Genomic DNA, 24502 nt, shown 5'->3' on the forward strand with positions numbered 1-24502 from the left:
TTCAATATTAAAGATAATGACCACAACAATGTTTAAATTTTTTGCCTGATCCGCATACACAATTTTGCTTTTGACTTGGTAAAGGAACAGTAGGGTCTACAAAGAACCATTTACTCTCTATTTTGACAAAAAGCGATAATTCGTGATGTGCTTGTTTTCCCTCTTCTGTATCAAAAAATGCCTTAAATTCAACCTGACTATGTATTTTTGAAAGGTTAGGTAAATGTTTAATGATTTCTAAACCAGCCCATTTTGTATTTTCTCCCCACGTTTTCATTGCTGCTTGATCAAGATATTTTTGCTGGTTTGGAACTGTAGTTTCAACAATATAGGGAATATTAACCAGCGTATAAGCTGAGTAACGAGAACGCATAAGTTGTTCTGCTGTTTGTGGTATTTCAGCTTTTAAATGAAAAGGCTCACAACATTCAGTATATTTTTTGCCTGATTGGCAGTTACAAGCGGTCATTTTTTCTCACTTTTTTACATATCAAAATGGAGTAAAATTTTACTGTATAAATACAAAAAAAGGAATTTAATCTAAAAAAACGTTACATATCCTATGTGGATAACTTATGAAAAAGATTGAATTATTTGGGAATTACACTGTTAAAAGTTTCTTTATTTTAGCTTCTGTGGATAACTTTAGATTTTATCCACAGGTTAGATCTTCTTTTAGTGAGATCTATTCACGACCATTTTTGGATTTAACTTGTTGTTTTTCTTGTAAAAGATCTTTTACTCACATAAAGTAGCGGATCTAATAAGATTAACAATAAAGATCTTTATATAGATCTATATTATCTTTAGCAAAGGAACTTTGGATCTTGTTCAATTTAAATTTTATTTCCCTGATGATCCCTTTTTAAGCTAAAATACACGTTTATTTTTGCACAGTATTTTTGAGAGAAAAGGCGATATATGATTTATAACCAAATTTACGATGTGATTGTCGTAGGTGGCGGACACGCGGGAACTGAGGCTGCACTTGCTCCCGCCCGTATGGGGTTAAAAACCCTACTTTTAACACATAATGTAGATACTTTAGGGCAAATGTCTTGTAATCCTGCCATTGGGGGGATTGGTAAAGGGCATTTAGTGAAAGAGATTGATGCAATGGGCGGCTTAATGGCGATAGCTACCGACTTTGCAGGGATCCAATTTCGTACATTAAACAGTTCAAAAGGCCCTGCCGTAAGAGCAACCCGTGCTCAAGCAGACCGTGTGCTTTACCGTAATGCGGTGCGTACAGCATTAGAAAATCAACCGAATTTAGATATTTTCCAACAAGAAGTAGTTGATATTTTAGTAGAAAATAACCGAGCAGTAGGTGCTGTTACTAAAATGGGATTAATTTTTAAATCTCGATCTGTTGTGTTAACCGCAGGTACATTCTTAGCCGGTAAGATCCACATTGGTTTAGATAATTATGCAGGTGGTCGAGCAGGTGATCCTGCAGCAACGATGTTAGCTGATCGTCTACGTGATCTGAATTTGCGTGTTGATCGCTTAAAAACAGGAACACCACCACGTTTAGATGCCCGTACCATTAATTTTGATGTATTAGCTAAGCAGCACGGTGATGATGTGCTACCGGTAATGTCTTTTATGGGATCGGTTGAACAGCACCCTCGTCAAATTCCTTGTTATATTACACACACGAATGAGCAAACCCACGAGGTGATCCGTTCCAATTTAGATCGCAGCCCTATGTACACAGGGATTATCGAAGGAATTGGTCCACGCTACTGCCCATCGATTGAAGATAAAGTAATGCGTTTTTCCGATCGTAATTCACACCAGATTTACCTTGAACCGGAAGGCTTAAATACGATTGAAGTTTACCCGAACGGGATCTCAACTAGCTTGCCCTTTGACGTGCAAATGGGGATCGTAAACTCAATGAAGGGCTTGGAAAATACCCGTATTATCAAGCCGGGCTATGCGATTGAATACGATTATTTCGACCCTCGTGATTTAAAACCAACGTTGGAAACCAAAGCTATTGAGGGCTTATTCTTTGCTGGTCAAATTAACGGTACAACCGGTTATGAGGAAGCTGCAGCCCAAGGATTGCTAGCTGGGATTAACGCAGGCTTACAAGTTCAAGGCAAAGAGGCCTGGTTCCCAACTCGTGATCAGGCTTACACCGGCGTATTGGTGGACGATCTCTGCACGCTTGGTACAAAAGAGCCTTACCGTGTATTTACTTCTCGTGCCGAATATCGCTTATTGCTGCGTGAAGATAATGCCGATATTCGTTTAACGCCGATTGCTCACCAATTAGGTTTGATTGATGAAGCACGTTGGGTTCGCTTTAACCAAAAAATGGAAGCGATTGAGCAAGAACGTACTCGCTTAAAACAAACTTGGGCACACTTACAAATGCCTAATTTAAGTGAACTTAATGCGTTATTAAGTACGCCACTTGCCCGTGAATCCAGTGGTGAAGATTTAATTCGTCGTCCAGAAATGAGTTACGATAAACTCACTCAAATTGCCCCGTTTGCTCCAGCTATTGAAGACAAACAAGCAGCAGAACAAGTGGAAATTGCGATTAAATACCAAGGCTATATTGAGCATCAATATAACGAAATCGAACGCCACAAACGCCACGAAAACACCCAAATTCCACCTGAATTTGATTATGATAAAGTGGATAGCTTATCGAATGAAGTACGGGCAAAATTAATGCAACACCGCCCGGTATCTATCGGGCAGGCAAGCCGTATTTCAGGCATCACCCCTGCGGCGATTTCCATTCTGCTTGTGAATTTGAAAAAGCAAGGAATGTTAAAACGCGGTGAGCTGTAATAATAAGCCTCGGTTTACCGAGGTTTTATTTTAGGAATTTGCAAAATGTTAGAAAAATTAGACCGCTTGTTAGCTCAAGCTGAAATAAATTTAACCGATCAACAAAAAGAGCAGTTAGTTGGTTTTGTACGATTGTTGGATAAATGGAATAAAGCCTATAACCTGACGTCTGTTCGCAACCCTGATGAAATGTTGGTAAAACATATTTTGGATAGTCTTGTGGTAAGCCCACATTTACACGGCGATAAATTTATTGATGTTGGCACAGGTCCGGGGTTGCCGGGTATTCCATTAGCGATTGCTAACCCCGATAAACAATTTGTGCTGCTGGATAGCCTAGGTAAACGTATTACTTTTATTAAAAATGCGTTGCGTGAGTTAGGGATTAAAAATGTAACGCCTGTTCTCAGCCGTGTGGAGGAATACCACGAGCAGCAATTTGATGGTGTACTCAGCCGTGCCTTTGCCTCGCTTGATGATATGGTTAATTGGTGCTATCACTTACCGAATAAAAACGGCAAGTTTTATGCGTTAAAAGGGATATATGATGAAACCGAAATGCAAGCGGTTAAAAATCCGGTAGAATTGGTTGAAATTATCTCCTTACAAGTGCCGGAGTTGGTAGGAGAAAGGCATTTGGTTGTATTGAAAAAACTATAGATTTTCATTAAAAGCATATCAAGCGGTTGTTTTCCCTGATTTTTTTGCAAATTTTTCAGAAAAAAACAATCGCTTGTACTTTATTTTACTCACTGTTTTTATTATGTAAAATTTAGAAAGTAAATACTTACTTGATAAAAGCTATCTAGTTATTTTTTGATAAGTTTTTAACGTTTCCATATTAAATACATAGGGTTTTAGCACCAGCAAAATATCAAATAGATGTTTCAGCTTTTCATCATTTTGCTCATTATCAGCTAAACCTTCTAACGTGATATTAACTTCAAACTGTGCAAGTTGTTTGGCTACATCAATGTAGGCTTGTAGTAAGTTTAGTTCGGTTTCATTACAGCGGCTGACAATGGCTAAAATTTCCCGTTCTTTATTGGTAAAAATATTATCACGAGGGTGGAGTAATCCTTTTTCTATATATTCGCTGAGTTTTTGCTCACTAATGTTAAATTCTTGGCATAATTGCTTTGGAGCAAATTCTTCAGTTTCTGCCCCCATAACTAATGAAAGTGAATGAATTAAACTTTCATATGGGTTCATTTTATCAAAGTTAGGCTGGTTAAATAATGATTTTATTTGTGCAATGCTGGCATTAAAGTTAGTTTGTAGATATTTGATAAACTCTAGTAGTTTTACGTTACTTTCATCATAAAGATGGAAGTTTGGCTTATCTTTATAAGGTTCGGGCAATAATCCCTCTTTTATATAGTATAAAATGGTTGATTTTGGAGTACTTGTCAGTTTTACTAAGTCATTCATTTTTATCATAATCTTTCCTTTAATTAACTCTAATTACTTATCGGATTATTTATATTATATAAGTGTAAAGTGAAACGTTGCAGTTATGAATAAAATATAGAATAAATTGTTCATTTTTTAAATAGATTTGTTTGTGGTTTTGTTAAAAATAGGTGTTTTTTGTCAAAAATGTGAAGAATGCCACGTTTTGAGTAGTTTTAGGTTGCAACTCTTAATTTGTAAAGTATAATTTCCCGCTGGATTTCCATTGATTCAACAGTGGCTAATTATTAGCCTGTTTGTTAAGGTAAACTTGTTCAAAAAGGGTAAAATGTGTCTGCTGTAATCAATAAAGCAAAATCACAATATCGCAGAGCGTTGGGAATTGAGGCGGGAACTATTTTAGTTTTAGCTTTTATTCTTTTTTTGTGTAAAGGGAATATTGCAGTTTCCTTTCTTGCCGGAGGTATCTCTAGTTTTGTGCCTCACTGTGTTTTTGTGTATTGGGTTTTCTTTAGAAATTCTGCAAAAGATCGGACAAAAATGACCGCTTTCTATTGGGGAGAAGGGGGTAAATGGTTAGTTGCAATCATTTTAATGATAGTGAGTTTTACCTTAATTCCTCATTTCCAATTTTTAGTATTTTTTGTAGGTTATTTTTTGGCACTGTTTTTAAACATTGCATTGCCGATGTTCTTGAGTCGGAAATCAACATAGTTTTTTAATTTTGAAAGGATAAATTATGGCTGGGTCTACCGCAGAATATATCACTCACCATTTGACGTTTTTAACGACAGGTGAGGGATTTTGGAATGTGCATTTAGATACCTTATTTTTCTCATTGGTAGCAGGTGCTATTTTCCTTTATTTTTTCCGCAAAGCAGCAAAAAACGCAACAACAGGCGTGCCGGGTAAGTGGCAATGTTTTGTTGAGATGATTATTGAATGGGTAAACGGTGTGGTTAAAGAGAACTTTCACGGTCCTCGCCACGAAGTCGGTCCATTAGCTTTAACCATCTTTTGCTGGGTATTCATTATGAATGCGATTGACTTGATCCCTGTTGATTATCCACCTCAATTAGCAAGTTTGCTAGGTATTGACTATTTGCGTGCAGTACCAACAGCAGATATTAGTGCGACATTGGGTTTATCAATTGGTGTATTCTGCCTAATTATCTACTACACAATCAAATCGAAAGGTTTCGGTGGTTTTGTAAAAGAATATACGTTACACCCTTTTAATCATTGGGCGTTTATTCCTGTAAACTTCTTATTAGAAGTGGTTACTTTACTTGCTAAACCGATTTCTCTTGCTTTCCGTTTATTCGGTAATATGTATGCAGGTGAATTAATCTTTATTTTGATTGCTGTAATGTATATGGCAGAAAGCATAGTACCTCAAATGTTGGGTGTGCCGCTTCAAATTATTTGGGCTATCTTCCACATTTTAGTTATTACGCTTCAAGCATTCATCTTTATGATGCTGACAATCGTGTATTTAAGTATTGGTTATAATAAAGCCGATCACTAATACAAGCGGTTAAAAAATCTTAATTTTTTACAATTTTAAATTTTGTAGAGTGATTGCTCTGTAAAACAATGAAATGAAAGGCATAAGCCTTTGATATTTAACTAACCTAGCCTTTGGCTAAATTCCTCAACCCTTATGGAGAACATTATGGAAAACGTAATTACCGCAACAATTTTTGGTTCAGTAATTTTATTAGCTTTCGCTGCATTCGGTACTGCGATTGGTTTCGCATTATTAGGTGGTAAATTCTTAGAATCTTCTGCTCGTCAACCAGAATTAGCAAACAGCTTACAAACTAAAATGTTTATCGTTGCAGGTCTTTTAGATGCTATCTCAATGATCGCTGTGGGTATCGCATTATTATTCATCTTCGCTAACCCGTTCATTGGTTTATTAGGCTAATCCCTATAAATAATAGGCGTTACCTTCGGGTAATTTAACTAACTTTATAGGAGGCGTTGTGAATTTAAATGCAACACTAATTGGTCAGCTTATTGCGTTCGCACTCTTTGTTGCGTTCTGTATGAAATATGTATGGCCACCGCTAATTCGAGCAATTGAAGAGCGTCAAGCAAATATTGCTAATGCTTTAGCTTCTGCCGAAAAAGCGAAACAAGAGCAAGCTGATTCTAAAGCTGCTGCGGATCAAGAAATTCTGCTGGCAAAAGAAGAAGCACAAAAAATTATTGATTTGGCAACAAAACGTCGTAATGAAATTTTAGAGTCTGTACAAGCAGAAGCTGAAGTTGAACGTCTACGCATTATTGAACAAGGTTATGCGGAAGTAGAAAGCGAACGTAAACGTGTTCAAGAAGAGCTTCGTCAAAAAGTGGCTGCATTGGCTGTTGCCGGTGCTGAGAAAATTGTCGGTCGTTCAGTGGATGCTGCAGCGAACAACGATATTATTGATAAGCTAGTTGCAGAACTATAAAAAGGTGGGGCAGATGTCAGAATTAAGCACAGTAGCTCGCCCCTATGCTAAAGCGGCTTTCGATTTTGCTTTAGAACAAGGTCAATTGGATAAATGGCAGGAAATGTTGCAATTTTCTGCAGCTGTCGCGAATGATGAGCAAGTAGCTGATTTCATCAGTTCATCACTTGCAAGCGGTCAAATTTCTGATACGTTTATCAATATTTGTGGCGAACAATTAGATCAATATGGGCAAAATTTCATTCGCGTTATGGCTGATAATAAGCGTTTAGCGGTATTACCTGCTGTATTGAATGCATTTTTAGAATTAAGAGCAGAGCACGAATCAATAAAAAATGTTGAGGTTGTTTCTGCAGATAAATTAACAGATGCACAAGAAGCAAAAATTGCCAATGCGATGGAAAAGCGACTCGGAACAAAAGTACGTATTACTTCATCAATTGATAGTTCATTAATTGCGGGTGTAATCATTCGTTATGATGATGTGGTGATTGATGGTAGTAGTCGTGGACAGCTAAACCGCTTGAGTCAAGAGTTGAGCTTGTAAGAGGAATAAAAAATGCAACTAAATTCAACAGAAATTAGTGAATTGATTAAAAAACGTATTGCCCAATTCAATGTTGTGAGCGAAGCTCAAAGCACAGGGACAATCGTTTCGGTAAGTGACGGGGTTATTCGTATCCACGGCTTATCAGATGTAATGCAAGGCGAAATGATTGCATTACCGGGCAATCGTTATGCGATTGCATTAAACTTAGAAAGAGATTCTGTCGGTGCGGTTGTAATGGGACCTTATGCAGATTTAGCAGAAGGTATGGAAGTACAATGCACAGGTCGTATTTTAGAAGTGCCGGTTGGTCGTGGTTTATTAGGTCGTGTAGTTAATACATTAGGTCAGCCAATTGATGGTAAAGGCGAAATCCAGAATGATGGTTTCTCACCAATCGAAGTTATTGCTCCGGGTGTTATCGACCGTCAATCGGTAGATCAACCTGTTCAAACCGGTTATAAAGCGGTTGACTCAATGGTACCAATCGGTCGTGGTCAGCGTGAGCTTATCATCGGCGACCGTCAAACCGGTAAAACAGCATTAGCAATCGATGCGATCATCAACCAACGTGATTCAGGTATTAAATGTATCTATGTTGCTATCGGTCAAAAAGCATCAACTATTGCAAACGTAGTGCGTAAATTAGAAGAGCACGGTGCATTACAAAACACTATCGTGGTTGTAGCATCTGCATCTGAATCTGCAGCATTACAATACTTAGCTCCTTATGCAGGTTGTGCAATGGGTGAGTACTTCCGTGATCGTGGTGAAGATGCGTTAATCGTTTACGATGATTTATCTAAGCAAGCAGTTGCTTACCGTCAAATTTCATTGTTATTACGCCGTCCACCGGGTCGTGAAGCATTCCCGGGAGATGTATTCTACCTACACTCTCGCTTACTTGAGCGTGCGTCTCGTGTAAACGCAGACTATGTAGAACGTTTCACTAACGGTGCTGTAAAAGGTCAAACAGGTTCTTTAACTGCATTACCAATCATCGAAACCCAAGCGGGCGATGTTTCAGCATTCGTTCCAACTAACGTAATCTCGATTACTGATGGTCAGATTTTCTTAGAATCAGGCTTATTCAATGCAGGTATTCGTCCTGCGGTAAACCCGGGTATCTCAGTTTCTCGTGTTGGTGGTTCTGCACAAACTAAATTGGTGAAAAAATTAGCCGGTGGTATTCGTACTGCACTTGCTCAATATCGTGAATTAGCAGCATTCGCACAGTTTGCATCAGACCTTGATGAAGCAACGCGTAAACAACTTTCTCACGGTCAGAAAGTAACTGAATTGTTGAAACAAAAACAATTTGAGCCAATGTCTGTTGCACAGTTAGGTTTATCTCTAGCTGCTGCTGAGTATGGTTATCTTGATGATGTGCCAGTTGAGCGTGTAGGTTCGTTTGAAGCTAACTTATTAGCGTATGCTCAAAGCAACTATGGCGAATTTATGCAAGAACTGTCAAAATCCGGCAATTTCAATGATGAAATTAAAGATAAATTGAATGAGATTTTATCTAGTTTCAAAAAGAACAGTGCTTGGTAATCACACTTTTTAGCGGAGAAAAAATATGGCAGGTGCTAAAGAGATAAGAACCAAAATTGCAAGTGTTCGTAATACACAAAAAATTACTAAAGCGATGGAAATGGTTGCCGCATCAAAAATGCGTAAAACCCAAGAGCGTATGTCGGCTTCTCGCCCTTATGCAGATAGTATTCGCAAGGTAATTAGCCATATTGCCAAAGGTAACATTGAGTATCAACACCCGTTCCTAACCTCTCGTCCAGTGAAGAAAGTTGGCTATTTAGTAGTTTCAACTGATCGTGGTTTATGTGGTGGTTTGAATGTGAACTTATTTAAAACTGTTTTAAATGAGTTGAAAGATAAAGATGATCAAGGAATTAAATCTGAATTGAGTTTGATTGGTAGTAAAAGTATTGCCTTTTTCAACCCAATGGGATTAGAAATCAAAGGTCATCTTAATGGATTGGGTGATACACCAGCAATGGAAAATTTAGTCGGTATTGTAAACGGTATGGTTAAAGCCTTCCGTGACGGCGAGATTGATGAAGTTTATGTGGTTTATAACCGATTCGTAAACACAATGTCGCAAAAACCAACAGTACAAAAACTACTTCCATTGCCAGAACTTGAAAATGACTCATTAGGACAAACAGGTTCTTGGGATTATATCTATGAACCAAGTCCACAAGCGTTATTAGATAGTTTACTTGTCCGTTATTTAGAATCTCAGGTATATCAAGCAGTCGTTGATAACCTAGCTTCTGAACAAGCAGCTCGAATGGTTGCAATGAAAGCGGCAACAGATAACGCAGGTAATCTCATCAATGAGTTGCAATTGGTGTATAACAAAGCTCGTCAAGCAAGTATTACGAATGAATTAAATGAAATTGTCGCGGGTGCCGCAGCAATTTAACAATGAATAGAGGAACGGTAATGGCAACGGGAAAAATTGTACAGATCATCGGTGCGGTAATCGATGTTGAGTTTCCGCAAGATGCAGTACCAAAAGTTTATGATGCATTAAAAGTTGAAACAGGCTTAACGCTTGAAGTTCAACAACAATTAGGTGGCGGTGTGGTACGTTGTATCGCATTAGGTTCATCTGATGGTTTAAAACGTGGCTTAAAAGTTGAAAATACGAATAAAGCGATTGAAGTACCGGTTGGTACAAAAACACTTGGTCGTATTATGAACGTATTAGGTGAGCCAATCGATGAAGCTGGTCCAATCGGTGAAGAAGAGCGTTGGACAATTCACCGTGCAGCACCAAGTTACGAAGAACAAGCTAACAGCACAGAATTATTAGAAACCGGTATCAAAGTTATCGACTTAGTCGCTCCGTTTGCGAAAGGTGGTAAAGTAGGTCTATTCGGTGGTGCTGGTGTAGGTAAAACCGTAAATATGATGGAGTTAATCCGTAATATCGCTATTGAACACAGCGGTTACTCTGTATTTGCGGGCGTAGGTGAGCGTACTCGTGAGGGTAATGACTTCTACCACGAAATGAAAGACTCTAACGTATTAGACAAAGTATCACTTGTTTACGGTCAGATGAACGAACCACCGGGCAACCGTCTGCGTGTAGCATTAACAGGCTTAACAATGGCAGAGAAATTCCGTGATGAAGGTCGTGATGTATTATTCTTCGTAGATAACATCTACCGTTACACCTTAGCAGGTACGGAAGTATCAGCATTATTAGGTCGTATGCCTTCTGCGGTAGGTTACCAACCAACTCTTGCAGAAGAGATGGGTGTATTACAAGAGCGTATTACTTCAACCAAAACTGGTTCTATTACCTCTGTGCAAGCAGTATATGTTCCTGCGGACGACTTAACTGACCCGTCTCCGGCAACAACCTTTGCTCACTTAGACTCAACTGTAGTATTAAGTCGTAATATCGCTTCACTTGGTATTTATCCTGCGGTAGACCCATTAGACTCAACATCTCGCCAATTAGATCCATTAGTTGTTGGCGAAGAACACTATAATGTTGCTCGTGGTGTACAAGGTACATTACAACGTTATAAAGAGTTAAAAGATATTATCGCAATCTTAGGTATGGATGAGTTATCGGAAGATGACAAACGCTTAGTAGCTCGTGCACGTAAAATTGAACGTTTCCTTTCACAACCATTCCACGTTGCGGAAGTATTCAATGGCGTACCGGGTAAATTCGTACCATTAAAAGAGACAATTCGTGGCTTTAAAGGCATTTTAGAAGGCGAATACGACCATATCCCGGAACAAGCGTTCTATATGGCGGGTTCAATTGACGAAGTGGTTGAAAGAGCAAAACAGATGTAATTGTTCTTAAACAAAGGAGAACAGTATGACATCTCAATTTGAACTCACAGTTGTGAGTGCGGAAAGTAAAATCTTTGAAGGCACAGTAACGAGTGTGCGTGTTTCAGGGGTTGATGGTGAATTAGGGGTTTATGCAGGGCATACACCACTATTAACCTCTATCAAACCAGGTATGGTTAAATTCACTTTAGCTGATGGCAAAGAAGAATTTATCTATGTATCTGGTGGCTTCCTTGAAGTACAACCAACCATTGTTACCGTGCTTGCAGATACCGCAATTCGTGGTGATGAACTTGATGAACAACGTATTCTTGCTGCAAAACGTAAAGCAGAAGAAACCTTGTCTAAAACTAACGACGCTGATTTAACAGCGAAATTAGCGAAAGAAATTGCGAAATTGCGTGTTTACGAACTCACAAAAACAAAATTAGCGAACAAACGTTAATATCAAAAAACCCCACTTTCGTGGGGTTTTGTTTTTACAAGCGGTCTAAAAATGCTAATTTTTTACAAATAAATATTTTTTAAATTCATTTCTACTTGACGACAAGTTGTTTTTTTTTTGTACAATTTTTGTGTGCATTTGCACGGTCAATTTTATAAGGAAAACACTATGTCTGTTAAAAAACTCTCTTTAGCTAGTCTTATTTTATTTGGGATTACTGCCTGTAGTAGCGGTGGCGGTTCATCAAATGTTATTACTGATAAAACTCAAAACAATTCAGTTCAAACAGAGTTAGGTAAAACTAAATCAGAATTAGCAAAATTGAAAGATAATCAATCAGCAACTTCTGAGCAACTTTCACAAGCAAAAATAAACCTTGAAAATACCGAAAAAGCGAAAGGATTAGCTGAAAGTAAGTTAGCTACGATGAATAATGAAAAGCAAGCGGTGCAAAATCAGCTAAATTCTGTAAATGCTGAATTAGCCAAAGCCAAAAATGAGTTACAGAAAGCTGAAGCAAATTTAGCAAAGGCTCAAGCGGATAAAAATAGTACAGCTGAGCAGTTAGCAACAGCAAAACAAGAAAAAGAAGCGGCTGAGCTTGCATTAAGAAATAAAACTGCCGTGATTAAAGAAATTGTCCGTAAAGCAGCAGAAATTACGAATGAGCAAGGGAGAGAGTATTCTTGGGTCAATTACACAGGATTATCTTCTTTACCACAAGGATTAAGTAAACACGCCTTTATTAATATGTCTGCAGAAAATTTAGATGGTATTTTTGTGGGGGATCACTATATTTATCTGACACTAAATGTAATGGTGATAAGCCGTGATAATAAAGCATTTTGGTATGATGCTGCTCCAAAACAAAGTAGTTTTAGAGTACAAAGCATTAATGGCACAAAAACAGAAAGTCTTCCATCAGCTGGTGAAGCTACTTATATAGGAAAAGGTTTTAACTCCGATAATATCGGTCTTTTAAACTACAAAGTAAATTTTGCGGAGAAAACAGGTGTAGGTTCTATATCACAATTTAATAATGCTGCTATTCCAACTATTCAATTAGAGAGAGGTTCTATTACTGATGGTATGATTAAAGCAGATGCTTCTGCTTCAGGTGGTATTTCAGGTAAGTACGAATTAGGTTTTTACGGTGAAAATGCACAAGCTATCGCTGGTGAGACCTATCTTTATAAACAATTTGAAGGTGGAATAACAACAAATAAGACAACTGCTGAAAAATATGGTGATAGAGAGAGAGGTACTGTTTTTGGTATAGCTGGAGAACGACAGTAATATATTTACAAGCGGTCAAAAATAGTAAGTTTTTTGCGTATTTTAACCGCTTGTAGAAAGCTAAAAGCGAACCAAAAGGTTCGCTTTTTCATCATTAAAGAATATTCTCAAACTCTTCAAACACCGCTTTTGGCCATACGCTAGATTGCACTTCACCAATGTGTTTTTTGTGTAACAAGAACATTACTAGGCGTGATTGACCGATACCGCCGCCGATAGAAAGTGGTAACTTGCCAGCCAATAAATCTTTGTGCCAATCCATTTCTAAACGGTCTTCATCGCCGGTAATTGCTACTTGTAAACGTAATGCTTTTTCATCCACACGAATACCCATTGAAGAAAGCTCGAACGCTGTGCCTAATTCTTCGTTCCATACTAAAATATCGCCGTTTAAACCTTTATAACCTTGCTCGGATTCGGTTGTCCAGTCATCATAGTCCGGTGCTCGACCATCGTGTGGCTTGCCGTCTGATAATTTGCCACCGATACCGATTAAGAACACTGCACCGCACTCTTTACAAATCGCATTTTCACGCTCTTTGCCTGTCATATTTGGGTAGCGTTGCACTAAATCTTCGCTATGCACAAAGGTAATTTGTTTTGGTAAAACTGATGGAATATCGAAACGAGCTTCCACTGCTAATTCAGTTAAACGAATCGCTTTGTAGATTTCGTTCACGGTCTCTTTTAAGAACGCAAAATCACGGCGACCTTCAGGAATCACTTTTTCCCAGTCCCATTGATCCACATACACCGAGTGCGTGCGGTCTAATGAATCTTCGTCCGGACGCAATGCTTTCATATGCACGAATAAGCCTTCACCTTCTTTAAAACCAAAACGAGCTAATGTATGGCGTTTCCATTTAGCAAGAGAGTGAACCACTTCATAGGTGGCGTTTGGAATACATTTTACGTTTACTTTTACCGCTTTTTCGATACCGGAAAGGTTGTCCTGCATACCGTTGCCCACTTCGCTTAAGATTGGACCTTGCACTTCCACAATGCCTAGTTTGTCGATTAAATATTGCGTAAAGGTGTTTTTAACAAAACTGATTTCTTGTTGTTGTAAGATGAATGATTTTTTCATTTTTATTGCTTTCCTAATGAATATGAAATATGAACAGTTGCTAATTTAAAGAATTCTGTTAAAAATGCAATATTTATCAAATAAAAAAGCAAATGTATTAAATTTAGTTTAAAATAAGTTGAGTTATTTTAGATAAAATCTAAATAAATGGATTTTGAGGAGGAAAAATGCACAATAAACACAAAGTGAAATTAGAAATTGATAAACTCGATCAGCAAATTTTACGCTGTTTAATTAAAGATGCTCGCATACCTTATGCAGAAATGGCGAAAGATTTTGGCGTAAGTGCGGCAACTATCCACGTTCGGGTTGAAAAAATGCGACAAGCAGGGGTTATTCAATCAACAAAAATTGTAGTCAATGAACAGAAATTGGGCTATGATGTGTGTTGTTTTATAGGAATTATTCTCAAGTCGGCAAAAGATTACGATAAAGTAATCGCGAAGCTTAACGAGTTTGATGAAGTAGTGGAGGCATATTACACAACAGGTAATTATTCGATTTTTATTAAAGTGATGACTCACACTATTGAAGAATTGCATTCGGTTTTAGCGGGCAAAATTCAATCTATTGATGAAATTCAATCAACAGAAACTTTGATTTCGCTACAAAATCCGATTTTGAGAGATATTTTGCCTTAGTAACAAGCGGTTAAAAAAGCATTAATTTTTGCAAATAAGAATAGCAATATAAATAAAAGGAAATAGAATGAATGCCAACCAACCAACCAACCAACCAACCAACCAACCAACCAACCAACCAACCAACCAACCAACCAACCAACCAACCAACCAACCAACCAACCAACCAACCAACCAACCAACCAACCAACCAACCAACCAACCAACCAACCAACCAACCAACCAACCAACCAACCAACCAACCAACCAACCAACCAACCAACCAATCAACCAACCAACCAACGGTGGCGGTAGTTAGTCTAACCACAGCTCAACCTGAATTGGGGCGAGCAATTGAAAGTGTGAAAAAGCAAGGCTACCCTTGTAAACACTATATTTTTGTGAATGGCGAGCAATATTACCGCCCAGCCTCAGAAATCATTCAAAAATTTGATAATTTAACGGTGATTTATTCACCGATGGATATTCAAAATCTTAATGAGCTAATTGCGATGTTGGTTAAAGAAGATTTTGTGTTCTATCTGTCTGATAAGGATTTTTTCGCTCCGACTTATATCGAATCGCAAATCAAAAAGGCTTAGTGAACGAAACCGTTTGCCTTTGATCTACTTCACAAAATCAAACATTGATCGCAAAAAAATATCGAAAATCAACCGCTTGCTAGGTAGAATGATTTTGAATGATGATTAGAAATCAAAAGGAGATCGTTATGTCTGAAGTATTTCATTTAGGTTTAACAAAAGCGATGTTAAAAGGGGCAAAAATTGCGATAGTACCGGGAGATCCTGCCAGAAGTGAGCGTATTGCAAAAAAAATGGATAACCCGGAGTTTTTAGCATCTACCCGTGAATTTACCTCTTGGTTAGGTTATGTAGAAGGTGAAGCCGTAGTTATTTGTTCAACGGGGATTGGTGGTCCTTCGGTTTCAATTTGTGTGGAAGAACTCGCTCAATTAGGCGTTCGTACCTTCTTACGCATTGGCACAACAGGTGCAATTCAAGAACATATCAATGTAGGCGATATTTTAATTACCACCGGTGCAGTACGTTTAGACGGTGCAAGCAAACACTTTGCACCAATGGAATATCCGGCTGTAGCAAACTTTGAGTGTACTAACGCACTTTACGCTGCTGCGGTTGATGCAGGGGTTAAACCTTACGTTGGTATTACTGCTTCTTCTGATACGTTCTATCCGGGACAAGAGCGTTACGACACCTTCACAGGCAAAATTTATCGCCATTTTCAAGGTTCATTAAAACAGTGGCAAGATCTCAATGTAATGAATTTTGAAATGGAATCTGCTACGCTCTTTACAATGTGTTCTGCATTAGGTTTACGAGCAGGTATGGTGTCTGGCGTGATTGTAAACCGTACTCAACAAGAAATTCCAAACGAAGCCACAATCCACGAAACCGAACATAAAGCAATTTCTGTTGTGGTAGAAGGCGTAAGAAAATTAATTAAAGGTTAATCTTTAAATTTAAAGGCAAAAAAGGTAAATTGTCGGCGTGATAATTTACCTTTTTTCTTTTTACGGAGCTTTTTATGAAAAAATGGTTGATGTTAATTACATTAATTTTCGGTATTACTGCTTGTTCTTCTAGTTTAGAATTTGATGAAAGCAAACAAGAGAAAATTAATTCATTCCTTATTGTTGGTAATAAATTATATGTAGTGGGTGAATTGCACGACTACGAATTTGAACATCAGCAAGTTACGGAACTGAATAATTTTCTCAAAACCCTAATTGCCAATAAAATCAAATCTGTTGAGGCTAATTTTAATGTTAATGAAGCTCCAAAAGTTGAGGGTAGTTATAGAATTACCTTAGATGGAAAAACTCTTTCAGAAAGTGAAAGAAATACGGTTATTAATACCTTTAATTTTAATTCAGCTCAAAATCCATCTATTACTTATCAATCTGAAGGAAAGTTGGTTAAATTAGCTAATAGAGAAGAGCTTTTGCAAAAATTCCGTTTTAAACAACCGATTAATGCAACAGTACGTTATTATAAAACTAAAAGTGGATTGCAAAATACAGCAGAGGGGGCGTTAGGTGTTGTAATGCTTCCTGTTGCTGTAGTAGTTGCTGTACCTTTCTATATGTTTTGGGTTGGTGCTTGTGCAGTTCATGGTTGCTAAATCATTTTCTATGTATTCACAATATAGACAAATACTCTTAGATCCTATTTGGTTTTTAGATTCTGATAGGCTTTCAAATTCCCAACAAAACTGGCTTTTGCACGAAGGATCGCTCACTCAAAAACTACTTGATGTGGCAACTCATTTCAATGTAGAAGTAATACAAGAAAAATGGGTTGCAAAAAATAGTGAAAAAACGACCGCTTGCAATGAAGATGTTTGGTTACGAGAAGTGCTATTAAAAGACGGCGAAACGAATTGGATTTTCGCTCAAACCCTTGTGCCGAAATCAACAATAGAAAATATCGCCCAAAATGTACCGAAACTCGGTAATGAGCCGATTGGTTTATGGCTATTTTCTCAAAATCCTACTCGCACTAAATTAGCATGGACACTAGCAGAGAATGGCTTATTTGCTCGGCGTGGCGTGTATGAAATTAAAGGCTATTCGCTTGAAATTAGAGAGTTGTTTTTAATAGATTTCCCTTATCTATAAAAAATCGGTTGGTATTAACCAACCAATTTTGTTTTATTATTTTGCCAAGAATTGATAAATCGCAGCCATATCCACTTCGCTCAAGCCTGAATCGTTTGCTTGATTGTATGTTTTGGTTGCTTGTTCAATTAACGGATAAGATTTACCTAACTTCGCAATTTCTTCGCTTGCTAAGTTAAAATCTTTCGTCATATGTTTCATCATAAACGCAGGTTGGAACTCGTTCGCTAAGTACATCGGTACTTTAGCTTGGAAAATAGGGCTATTCATAAACGAGCCTGAAATCATCTCAATCACTTGCTCTTTCGGAATGCCGTACTGATCGGCAAAATTCAACGCTTCGCCGTAGGCTTGAACGAAAATCCCTAATAATGAGTTAATCATTAACTTAATGCCGCCTGCTTTACCTACAGAACCATAATAGAAAGTCGTTGTACTAAATGCAGCAAAAAGTGGCTTGATTTGCTCAACAATTTCTTCTTTACCCGCTGAAAGTACTAAGAGTTTCCCTGCTTCTGCCACTTTACTTGAACCGGAAACAGGTGCTTCCACAAACTCCGCACCGTATTCCGCAAGTAATGCTTCAACCGCTTGGTTTTGACTTGGAGAAATGGTGCTCATATTCACGACTAATTTGCCTTTTAACTGTGCTAATACCTCAGCACTTAATACTTGCTGAATAGAAGCGTAGTCTGCAATCATTAAGAAAATAATATCGTGAGCTTTCACTAACTCAACAACAGAAGAGTATAATTTACCGCCTGCTGCCACTACTTTCTCGGCTTTTTCCGGACTACGGTTATAAACACCTACTTTTACCCCACTATTAAGTAAATGCTTCGCCATAGGTTCGCCCATTTGACCTAAACCGATCCAACCAATTTCTTGTGTATTAAATTTTTGCATAATGTTCTCCTTGGTTAAATAATAGAATGATTATTGCGATTTTCGATAATCAAGTCAAATAGAGATAACTTGAATATAACGATGGAAAGGAGTAGCATTTCTGCACTTAATTAATCAGTAAATAACAATGAAACCAACAATCCTTTTATACGACTCCGGAATGGGTGGCTTAACAATTTACGATGAAATCCGTAAAGTGCTACCTCACGCTCACTATTTGTATTGTTTTGATAATGCTTTTTTCCCTTATTCCGAGAAATCAGAAACGGTTTTGATTGAACGAGCAGTAAAAATTGTGCAAAAAATTGCAGAAAAACGACCGCTTGATATGGTTGTTGTAGCGTGCAATACCGCAAGCACCGTTGTGCTTCCTGCATTGCGTGAGCATTTTAAATTTCCAATTGTAGGTACTGTGCCGGCTATTAAACCGGCAGCGACAATTTCTGAAAGTAAAACCATTGGTTTACTAGCCACAAAAGGAACGGTTTCTCGCCCCTATGTTGATGAACTCATTGCAAAATATGCTCAAGATTGCATAGTGGAAAAAATTGGTACAACGGATTTGGTTGAAATTGTAGAAGAAAAACAGAGAACGGGCAGAGTGGATATAGCTCGTTTACAAAAAGTTGTTGAGGATTGGCAAGATCATTCCACATTAGATACGGTTATTCTTGGTTGCACTCATTTCCCATTGGTAAAAAATGAATTACAGCAAGTATTGCCAACCGTGAAATACTTTGTTGATCCGGGAATAGGAATTGCTAAACGGGTTTTAAGCTTATTAGAAGAAAGTAAATTTAATCCAAAGAATGATTTGGTTAATGAAGCATTTTGTACCTCAGAAACTTCCACATTCGAGATTAAACGACAAATTATGCAGGATTGGGGGTTTAATCAACTATCTGTGATTGATGTTTAAGCGAAGTTAAGGTTTTTGATGAAAAATAATCCAGTCGAGGAAGATTTTTACAAAAAACACTTGCGTAGATTTAATATTTCTCTATAATGCACCGCACACAACGACGCACTGTTGTGAACAGTTAAGTTAATATTCAGTGCGTCGTTCTTTTTTGTTCTTTAACAATTTATCAGACAATCTGTGTGGGCACTTGTTGATAGACTTGATTTAAAACTATTTTTTTAATTTTGAAGTCTTAATAGGTGCTTAACTAGAAATTCATTACTTTCTTTTAACTGAACTTTTTTAAGTTGAGCTAAGTTTGAAAGTGCGATTTTATGTCAGTACATATTGAGCGATTAAACTTTTTGAATTGAAGAGTTTGATCATGGCTCAGATTGAACGCTGGCGGCAGGCTTAACACATGCAAGTCGAACGGTAGCACAGAGGAGCTTGCTCCTTGGGTGACGAGTGGCGGACGGGTGAGTAATGCTTGGGAATCTGGCTTATGGAGGGGGATAACTACTGGAAACGGTAGCTAATACCGCGTAATGTCTAAGGACTAAAGGGTGGGACTTTCGGGCCACCTGCCATAAGATGAGCCCAAGTGAGATTAGGTAGTTGGTGGGGTAAAGGCTCACCAAGCCGACGATCTCTAGCTGGTCTGAGAGGATGACCAGCCACACTGGAACTGAGACACGGTCCAGACTCCTACGGGAGGCAGCAGTGGGGAATATTGCACAATGGGGGGAACCCTGATGCAGCCATGCCGCGTGAATGAAGAAGGCCTTCGGGTTGTAAAGTTCTTTCGGTAGCGAGGAAGGTGATTGTTTTAATAGAGCAATCAATTGACGTTAACTACAGAAGAAGCACCGGCTAACTCCGTGCCAGCAGCCGCGGTAATACGGGGGGTGCGAGCGTTAATCGGAATAACTGGGCGTAAAGGGCACGCAGGCGGACTTTTAAGTGGGATGTGAAAGCCCCGGGCTTAACCTGGGAATTGCATTTCAGACTGGGAGTCTAGAGTACTTTAGGGAGGGGTAGAATTCCACGTGTAGCGGTGAAATGCGTAGAGATGTGGAGGAATACCGAAGGCGAAGGCAGCCCCTTGGGAATGTACTGACGCTCATGTGCGAAAGCGTGGGGAGCAAACAGGATTAGATACCCTGGTAGTCCACGCCGTAAACGCTGTCGATTTGGGGATTGGGCTTTGAGCTTGGTGCCCGTAGCTAACGTGATAAATCGACCGCCTGGGGAGTACGGCCGCAAGGTTAAAACTCAAATGAATTGACGGGGGCCCGCACAAGCGGTGGAGCATGTGGTTTAATTCGATGCAACGCGAAGAACCTTACCTACTCTTGACATCCTAAGAAGAACTCAGAGATGAGTTTGTGCCTTCGGGAACTTAGAGACAGGTGCTGCATGGCTGTCGTCAGCTCGTGTTGTGAAATGTTGGGTTAAGTCCCGCAACGAGCGCAACCCTTATCCTTTGTTGCCAGCGATTAGGTCGGGAACTCAAAGGAGACTGCCGGTGATAAACCGGAGGAAGGTGGGGATGACGTCAAGTCATCATGGCCCTTACGAGTAGGGCTACACACGTGCTACAATGGCGTATACAGAGGGCAGCGACCCAGCGATGGTGAGCGAATCTCACAAAGTACGTCTAAGTCCGGATTGGAGTCTGCAACTCGACTCCATGAAGTCGGAATCGCTAGTAATCGCAAATCAGAATGTTGCGGTGAATACGTTCCCGGGCCTTGTACACACCGCCCGTCACACCATGGGAGTGGGTTGTACCAGAAGTAGATAGCTTAACCTTCGGGGGGGCGTTTACCACGGTATGATTCATGACTGGGGTGAAGTCGTAACAAGGTAACCGTAGGGGAACCTGCGGTTGGATCACCTCCTTACCAAAAATCAAGGGCGAAGCTAAGCGAGAGCGAAGTGGAGCAGAAACGACAGCAAGTGTTCACACAGATTGTTTGATAGATGAAATAGAAGACAAACTGAAGGTCATCCGTTGGGTCTGTAGCTCAGGTGGTTAGAGCGCACCCCTGATAAGGGTGAGGTCGGTGGTTCAAGTCCACTCAGACCCACCACTCTAAACGAGAGCGAAAGCAAACTGAAGAGTGAAAACAACGAAAGATGAAATTGGGGATATAGCTCAGCTGGGAGAGCGCCTGCCTTGCACGCAGGAGGTCAGCGGTTCGATCCCGCTTATCTCCACCAATCATCATACCTAAGGTTGCAAGCGGTAGAAAATACCGAGATTTTTGCGATTTTAGGTATGATGATAGGCGAAAGCCTATTGTCTTAATGTTCTTTAAAAATTTAGAAACAAGCTGAAAAACTGAGAGATTTTCGAAAGAAAGTCTGAGTAGTTCAAAAATCTTAGCTGAACAAAAGCAGCTAAGTGTTTAGTTTAAAAACTAACTTTAAGTGTTTTGTTTTTTCTTTCTCTGGATTGAAATAACAGAAAACATTTGAGGTTGTATAGTTAAGTGACTAAGCGCACAAGGTGGATGCCTTGGCAATCAGAGGCGAAGAAGGACGTGCTAATCTGCGAAAAGCTTGGATGAGTTGATAAGAAGCGTTTAATCCAAGATATCCGAATGGGGAAACCCAGTAGATGAAGAATCTACTATCATTATCTGAATACATAGGATAATGAGGCAAACCGGGAGAACTGAAACATCTAAGTACCCCGAGGAAAAGAAATCAACCGAGATTTCGTTAGTAGCGGCGAGCGAACGCGAAAGAGCCAGTTAGTGATAGCAGTAAATACAGGAGAATGAGCTGGGAAGCTCAATCGTAGAGGGTGATAATCCCGTATCCGAAGTATTTATTGTGGTACTAGGCTAACAACAAGTAGGGCGGGACACGTGATATCCTGTTTGAAGATGGGGGGACCATCCTCCAAGGCTAAATACTCCTGATTGACCGATAGTGAACCAGTACTGTGAAGGAAAGGCGAAAAGAACCCCGGCGAGGGGAGTGAAATAGAACCTGAAACCTTGTGCGTACAAGCAGTGGGAGCAGATTAATTCTGTGACTGCGTACCTTTTGTATAATGGGTCAGCGACTTATATTTTGTAGCAAGGTTAACTGAATAAGGGAGCCGAAGGGAAACCGAGTCTTAACTGGGCGTGTAGTTGCAAGGTATAGACCCGAAACCCGGTGATCTAGCCATGGGCAGGTTGAAGATTGGGTAACACTAATTGGAGGACCGAACCGACTAATGTTGAAAAATTAGCGGATGACTTGTGGCTGGGGGTGAAAGGCCAATCAAACCGGGAGATAGCTGGTTCTCCCCGAAATCTATTTAGGTAGAGCCTTGAGCGGACACCTTCGGGGGTAGAGCACTGTTTCGGCTAGGGGTCCATCCCGGATTACCAACCCGATGCAAACTGCGAATACCGAAGAGTGATACTCAGGAGACACACGGTGGGTGCTAACGTCCATCGTGGAGAGGGAAACAACCCAGACCGCCAGCTAAGGTCCCAAAGTACTAGTTAAGTGGGAAACGAAGTGGGAAGGCTTAGACAGCTAGGATGTTGGCTTAGAAGCAGCCATCATTTAAAGAAAGCGTAATAGCTCACTAGTCGAGTCGGCCTGCGCGGAAGATGTAACGGGGCTAAAACTAGTCACCGAAGCTGCGGCATCAGTGGTAACACTGTTGGGTAGGGGAGCGTTCTGTAAGCGGAAGAAGCTGGATTGAGAAGTCCGGTGGACGTATCAGAAGTGCGAATGCTGACATAAGTAACGACAAAACGAGTGAAAAACTCGTTCGCCGGAAGACCAAGGGTTCCTGTCCAACGTTAATCGGGGCAGGGTGAGTCGGCCCCTAAGGCGAGGCTGAAAAGCGTAGTCGATGGGAAACGGGTTAATATTCCCGTACTTGGATAAACTGCGATGTGGGGACGGAGAAGGTTAGGTTATCAGGGTGTTGGATATCCCTGTTTAAGTTGGTAGGTGGAATGTTTAGGCAAATCCGGACATTCTTAACACCGAGAGATGATGACGAGGCACTACGGTGCTGAAGTAACCGATACCACGCTTCCAGGAAAAGCCACTAAGCTTCAGGTTTATCTAAACCGTACTATAAACCGACACAGGTGGTCAGGTAGAGAATACTCAGGCGCTTGAGAGAACTCGGGTGAAGGAACTAGGCAAAATAGCACCGTAACTTCGGGAGAAGGTGCGCCGGCGTAGATTGTAGTCCCTTGCGGATGAAGGTTGAACCGGTCGAAGATACCAGCTGGCTGCAACTGTTTATTAAAAACACAGCACTCTGCAAACACGAAAGTGGACGTATAGGGTGTGATGCCTGCCCGGTGCTGGAAGGTTAATTGATGGTGTTATCGAAAGAGAAGCTCCTGATCGAAGCCCCAGTAAACGGCGGCCGTAACTATAACGGTCCTAAGGTAGCGAAATTCCTTGTCGGGTAAGTTCCGACCTGCACGAATGGCATAATGATGGCCAGGCTGTCTCCACCCGAGACTCAGTGAAATTGAAATCGCCGTGAAGATGCGGTGTACCCGCGGCTAGACGGAAAGACCCCGTGAACCTTTACTATAGCTTGACACTGAACATTGAATTTTGATGTGTAGGATAGGTGGGAGCCTTTGAAGCAGTCACGCCAGTGATTGTGGAGGCGTCCTTGAAATACCACCCTTTAACGTTTGATGTTCTAACGAAGTACTCGGAACGAGTACTCGGACAGTGTCTGGTGGGTAGTTTGACTGGGGCGGTCTCCTCCCAAAGAGTAACGGAGGAGCACGAAGGTTTGCTAATGACGGTCGGACATCGTCAGGTTAGTGCAATGGTAGAAGCAAGCTTAACTGCGAGACAGACAAGTCGAGCAGGTGCGAAAGCAGGTCATAGTGATCCGGTGGTTCTGAATGGAAGGGCCATCGCTCAACGGATAAAAGGTACTCCGGGGATAACAGGCTGATACCGCCCAAGAGTTCATATCGACGGCGGTGTTTGGCACCTCGATGTCGGCTCATCACATCCTGGGGCTGAAGTAGGTCCCAAGGGTATGGCTGTTCGCCATTTAAAGTGGTACGCGAGCTGGGTTTAGAACGTCGTGAGACAGTTCGGTCCCTATCTGCCGTGGGCGTTGGAGAATTGGTTGGGGCTGCTCCTAGTACGAGAGGACCGGAGTGGACGCACCGCTGGTGTTTCGGTTGTGTCGCCAGACGCATTGCCGAGTAGCTATGTGCGGAAGAGATAAGTGCTGAAAGCATCTAAGCACGAAACTTGCCAAGAGATGAGTTCTCCCAGACTATAAGTCTGTAAGGGTTGTTGGAGACTACGACGTAGATAGGTGGGGTGTGTAAGCGTTGCGAGACGTTGAGCTAACCCATACTAATTGCCCGAGAGGCTTAACTATACAACGCTCAAGTGTTTTTATAGAGAAACAAGAAGACACAAGGCGAAGTAAAGTAAAGACTAAACAAAAAAGACGAATGAAGAAAAGACAAACAAAGAGAAGAATACTCAAAGTAGCAGCTTG

Annotated in this window: 22 protein-coding genes, 2 tRNA genes and 2 rRNA genes; 22 read left to right on the forward strand and 4 right to left on the reverse strand. The window is 40.1% G+C overall.

Annotated elements, in window-relative coordinates; genetic code table 11:
• Positions 1-7: 7 nt before the first annotated feature.
• Positions 8-469: a YchJ family protein gene (locus tag ICJ55_RS02250; protein ID WP_188157159.1), complete on the reverse strand. Its 462-nt coding sequence runs from the start codon at positions 467-469 to the stop codon at positions 8-10.
• A 452-nt stretch (positions 470-921) separates the two neighbouring features.
• Between ICJ55_RS02250 and mnmG the strand changes: the two genes are divergently transcribed.
• Together mnmG and rsmG are read left to right on the forward strand one after the other, a co-directional pair.
• On the forward strand, positions 922-2814 hold the full coding sequence (gene mnmG, locus ICJ55_RS02255; RefSeq protein WP_188157160.1) for a tRNA uridine-5-carboxymethylaminomethyl(34) synthesis enzyme MnmG: 1893 nt from the start codon (positions 922-924) through the stop codon (positions 2812-2814).
• Positions 2815-2859: 45 nt separating this feature from the next.
• Positions 2860-3474 (forward strand): 16S rRNA (guanine(527)-N(7))-methyltransferase RsmG, encoded by a 615-nt coding sequence (gene rsmG, locus ICJ55_RS02260; protein WP_188157161.1) that lies wholly within the window; start codon positions 2860-2862, stop codon positions 3472-3474.
• Positions 3475-3615: 141 nt separating this feature from the next.
• On the opposite strand, the gene ICJ55_RS02265 is transcribed toward rsmG, so the two are convergent.
• On the reverse strand, positions 3616-4254 hold the full coding sequence (locus ICJ55_RS02265) for a MerR family transcriptional regulator (RefSeq protein WP_188157162.1): 639 nt from the start codon (positions 4252-4254) through the stop codon (positions 3616-3618).
• A gap of 303 nt (positions 4255-4557) precedes the next feature.
• Here ICJ55_RS02265 and ICJ55_RS02270 point away from each other — a divergent pair, with 303 nt between their 5' ends.
• From ICJ55_RS02270 to ICJ55_RS02315, 10 genes are all read left to right on the forward strand, one after another.
• On the forward strand, positions 4558-4941 hold the full coding sequence (locus ICJ55_RS02270) for an ATP synthase subunit I (protein WP_188157163.1): 384 nt from the start codon (positions 4558-4560) through the stop codon (positions 4939-4941).
• A 25-nt stretch (positions 4942-4966) separates the two neighbouring features.
• On the forward strand, positions 4967-5755 hold the full coding sequence (atpB, locus tag ICJ55_RS02275) for a F0F1 ATP synthase subunit A (protein WP_188157164.1): 789 nt from the start codon (positions 4967-4969) through the stop codon (positions 5753-5755).
• 147 nt (positions 5756-5902) lie between these two features.
• Entirely contained in the window at positions 5903-6157 is a 255-nt protein-coding gene (atpE, locus tag ICJ55_RS02280; RefSeq protein WP_025236987.1) for a F0F1 ATP synthase subunit C, read from the forward strand.
• A 58-nt stretch (positions 6158-6215) separates the two neighbouring features.
• Complete coding sequence (atpF, locus tag ICJ55_RS02285; protein ID WP_025236986.1) at positions 6216-6686, forward strand: F0F1 ATP synthase subunit B; 471 nt, start codon at positions 6216-6218, stop codon at positions 6684-6686.
• Positions 6687-6699: 13 nt separating this feature from the next.
• Positions 6700-7233 (forward strand): F0F1 ATP synthase subunit delta, encoded by a 534-nt coding sequence (gene atpH / locus ICJ55_RS02290; protein WP_188157165.1) that lies wholly within the window; start codon positions 6700-6702, stop codon positions 7231-7233.
• A gap of 12 nt (positions 7234-7245) precedes the next feature.
• Positions 7246-8787: a F0F1 ATP synthase subunit alpha gene (gene atpA / locus ICJ55_RS02295; protein WP_188157166.1), complete on the forward strand. Its 1542-nt coding sequence runs from the start codon at positions 7246-7248 to the stop codon at positions 8785-8787.
• Between the two features lie 25 nt (positions 8788-8812).
• The gene (atpG, locus tag ICJ55_RS02300; RefSeq protein WP_188157167.1) at positions 8813-9679 is read left to right on the forward strand and encodes a F0F1 ATP synthase subunit gamma; all 867 of its coding nucleotides are present in this window, start codon (positions 8813-8815) and stop codon (positions 9677-9679) included.
• Between the two features lie 20 nt (positions 9680-9699).
• Complete coding sequence (gene atpD, locus ICJ55_RS02305) at positions 9700-11073, forward strand: F0F1 ATP synthase subunit beta (protein WP_159628803.1); 1374 nt, start codon at positions 9700-9702, stop codon at positions 11071-11073.
• Between the two features lie 25 nt (positions 11074-11098).
• The gene (locus ICJ55_RS02310) at positions 11099-11518 is read left to right on the forward strand and encodes a F0F1 ATP synthase subunit epsilon (protein WP_188157168.1); all 420 of its coding nucleotides are present in this window, start codon (positions 11099-11101) and stop codon (positions 11516-11518) included.
• A 138-nt stretch (positions 11519-11656) separates the two neighbouring features.
• Complete coding sequence (locus ICJ55_RS02315; protein WP_188157169.1) at positions 11657-12814, forward strand: factor H binding protein domain-containing protein; 1158 nt, start codon at positions 11657-11659, stop codon at positions 12812-12814.
• A 94-nt stretch (positions 12815-12908) separates the two neighbouring features.
• Here ICJ55_RS02315 and asnA read toward each other — a convergent pair whose 3' ends face one another.
• Positions 12909-13901 carry an aspartate--ammonia ligase gene (asnA, locus tag ICJ55_RS02320; RefSeq protein ID WP_188157170.1) on the reverse strand — a complete coding sequence of 331 codons (993 nt, stop codon included), beginning with the start codon at positions 13899-13901 and terminating at the stop codon, positions 12909-12911.
• Between the two features lie 167 nt (positions 13902-14068).
• Between asnA and asnC the strand changes: the two genes are divergently transcribed.
• The 5 genes from asnC to ICJ55_RS02345 all read left to right on the forward strand — a co-directional run bounded on the left by asnC (position 14069) and on the right by ICJ55_RS02345 (position 17180).
• On the forward strand, positions 14069-14542 hold the full coding sequence (asnC, locus tag ICJ55_RS02325) for a transcriptional regulator AsnC (protein WP_025236978.1): 474 nt from the start codon (positions 14069-14071) through the stop codon (positions 14540-14542).
• 71 nt (positions 14543-14613) lie between these two features.
• Positions 14614-15123, forward strand: a complete 510-nt coding sequence (locus ICJ55_RS02330) for a glycosyltransferase family protein (RefSeq protein ID WP_188157171.1) — start codon at positions 14614-14616, stop codon at positions 15121-15123.
• Positions 15124-15251: 128 nt separating this feature from the next.
• Entirely contained in the window at positions 15252-16013 is a 762-nt protein-coding gene (gene udp / locus ICJ55_RS02335; RefSeq protein ID WP_025216331.1) for a uridine phosphorylase, read from the forward strand.
• A 74-nt stretch (positions 16014-16087) separates the two neighbouring features.
• Positions 16088-16684, forward strand: a complete 597-nt coding sequence (locus tag ICJ55_RS02340) for a hypothetical protein (RefSeq protein WP_188157172.1) — start codon at positions 16088-16090, stop codon at positions 16682-16684.
• Positions 16685-16694: 10 nt separating this feature from the next.
• A complete protein-coding gene (locus tag ICJ55_RS02345; protein WP_188157173.1) occupies positions 16695-17180 on the forward strand; it encodes a chorismate--pyruvate lyase family protein in 486 nt (161 codons plus the stop codon).
• 36 nt (positions 17181-17216) lie between these two features.
• On the opposite strand, the gene ICJ55_RS02350 is transcribed toward ICJ55_RS02345, so the two are convergent.
• Entirely contained in the window at positions 17217-18086 is an 870-nt protein-coding gene (locus tag ICJ55_RS02350; RefSeq protein ID WP_188157174.1) for an NAD(P)-dependent oxidoreductase, read from the reverse strand.
• Positions 18087-18213: 127 nt separating this feature from the next.
• Between ICJ55_RS02350 and murI the strand changes: the two genes are divergently transcribed.
• From murI to ICJ55_RS02375, 5 genes are all read left to right on the forward strand, one after another.
• A complete protein-coding gene (gene murI, locus ICJ55_RS02355; RefSeq protein WP_188157175.1) occupies positions 18214-19005 on the forward strand; it encodes a glutamate racemase in 792 nt (263 codons plus the stop codon).
• 349 nt (positions 19006-19354) lie between these two features.
• A 16S ribosomal RNA gene (locus ICJ55_RS02360) occupies positions 19355-20894 on the forward strand.
• A 112-nt stretch (positions 20895-21006) separates the two neighbouring features.
• Positions 21007-21083 (forward strand) — tRNA-Ile (locus ICJ55_RS02365).
• A gap of 54 nt (positions 21084-21137) precedes the next feature.
• Positions 21138-21213: transfer RNA gene (locus ICJ55_RS02370), tRNA-Ala, on the forward strand.
• Positions 21214-21479: 266 nt separating this feature from the next.
• Positions 21480-24379 (forward strand): 23S ribosomal RNA (locus ICJ55_RS02375).
• The 16S and 23S rRNA genes sit together here with 2 tRNA genes alongside, the layout of an rRNA operon.
• Positions 24380-24502 lie beyond the last annotated feature (123 nt).

The organism is Mannheimia bovis, from assembly GCF_014541205.1.
In the GTDB taxonomy this organism is placed as follows: Bacteria; Pseudomonadota; Gammaproteobacteria; order Enterobacterales; family Pasteurellaceae; genus Mannheimia; species Mannheimia bovis.

Excerpts from the sequence above, each read along its gene's own strand:
- rsmG (WP_188157161.1), top strand. The coding sequence starts at position 2,860 with ATGTTAGAAAAATTAGACCGCTTGTTAGCTCAAGCTGAAATAAATTTA.
- atpB (WP_188157164.1), top strand. The coding sequence starts at position 4,967 with ATGGCTGGGTCTACCGCAGAATATATCACTCACCATTTGACGTTTTTA.
- ICJ55_RS02330 (WP_188157171.1), top strand. The coding sequence starts at position 14,614 with ATGCCAACCAACCAACCAACCAACCAACCAACCAACCAACCAACCAAC.
- ICJ55_RS02310 (WP_188157168.1), top strand. The coding sequence starts at position 11,099 with ATGACATCTCAATTTGAACTCACAGTTGTGAGTGCGGAAAGTAAAATC.
- udp (WP_025216331.1), top strand. The coding sequence starts at position 15,252 with ATGTCTGAAGTATTTCATTTAGGTTTAACAAAAGCGATGTTAAAAGGG.
- ICJ55_RS02350 (WP_188157174.1), bottom strand. The coding sequence starts at position 18,086 with ATGCAAAAATTTAATACACAAGAAATTGGTTGGATCGGTTTAGGTCAA.
- ICJ55_RS02250 (WP_188157159.1), bottom strand. The coding sequence starts at position 469 with ATGACCGCTTGTAACTGCCAATCAGGCAAAAAATATACTGAATGTTGT.
- ICJ55_RS02265 (WP_188157162.1), bottom strand. The coding sequence starts at position 4,254 with ATGATAAAAATGAATGACTTAGTAAAACTGACAAGTACTCCAAAATCA.
- atpD (WP_159628803.1), top strand. The coding sequence starts at position 9,700 with ATGGCAACGGGAAAAATTGTACAGATCATCGGTGCGGTAATCGATGTT.
- asnA (WP_188157170.1), bottom strand. The coding sequence starts at position 13,901 with ATGAAAAAATCATTCATCTTACAACAACAAGAAATCAGTTTTGTTAAA.
- ICJ55_RS02345 (WP_188157173.1), top strand. The coding sequence starts at position 16,695 with ATGTATTCACAATATAGACAAATACTCTTAGATCCTATTTGGTTTTTA.
- asnC (WP_025236978.1), top strand. The coding sequence starts at position 14,069 with ATGCACAATAAACACAAAGTGAAATTAGAAATTGATAAACTCGATCAG.
- atpE (WP_025236987.1), top strand. The coding sequence starts at position 5,903 with ATGGAAAACGTAATTACCGCAACAATTTTTGGTTCAGTAATTTTATTA.
- mnmG (WP_188157160.1), top strand. The coding sequence starts at position 922 with ATGATTTATAACCAAATTTACGATGTGATTGTCGTAGGTGGCGGACAC.
- atpH (WP_188157165.1), top strand. The coding sequence starts at position 6,700 with ATGTCAGAATTAAGCACAGTAGCTCGCCCCTATGCTAAAGCGGCTTTC.
- atpA (WP_188157166.1), top strand. The coding sequence starts at position 7,246 with ATGCAACTAAATTCAACAGAAATTAGTGAATTGATTAAAAAACGTATT.
- atpG (WP_188157167.1), top strand. The coding sequence starts at position 8,813 with ATGGCAGGTGCTAAAGAGATAAGAACCAAAATTGCAAGTGTTCGTAAT.
- murI (WP_188157175.1), top strand. The coding sequence starts at position 18,214 with ATGAAACCAACAATCCTTTTATACGACTCCGGAATGGGTGGCTTAACA.
- ICJ55_RS02340 (WP_188157172.1), top strand. The coding sequence starts at position 16,088 with ATGAAAAAATGGTTGATGTTAATTACATTAATTTTCGGTATTACTGCT.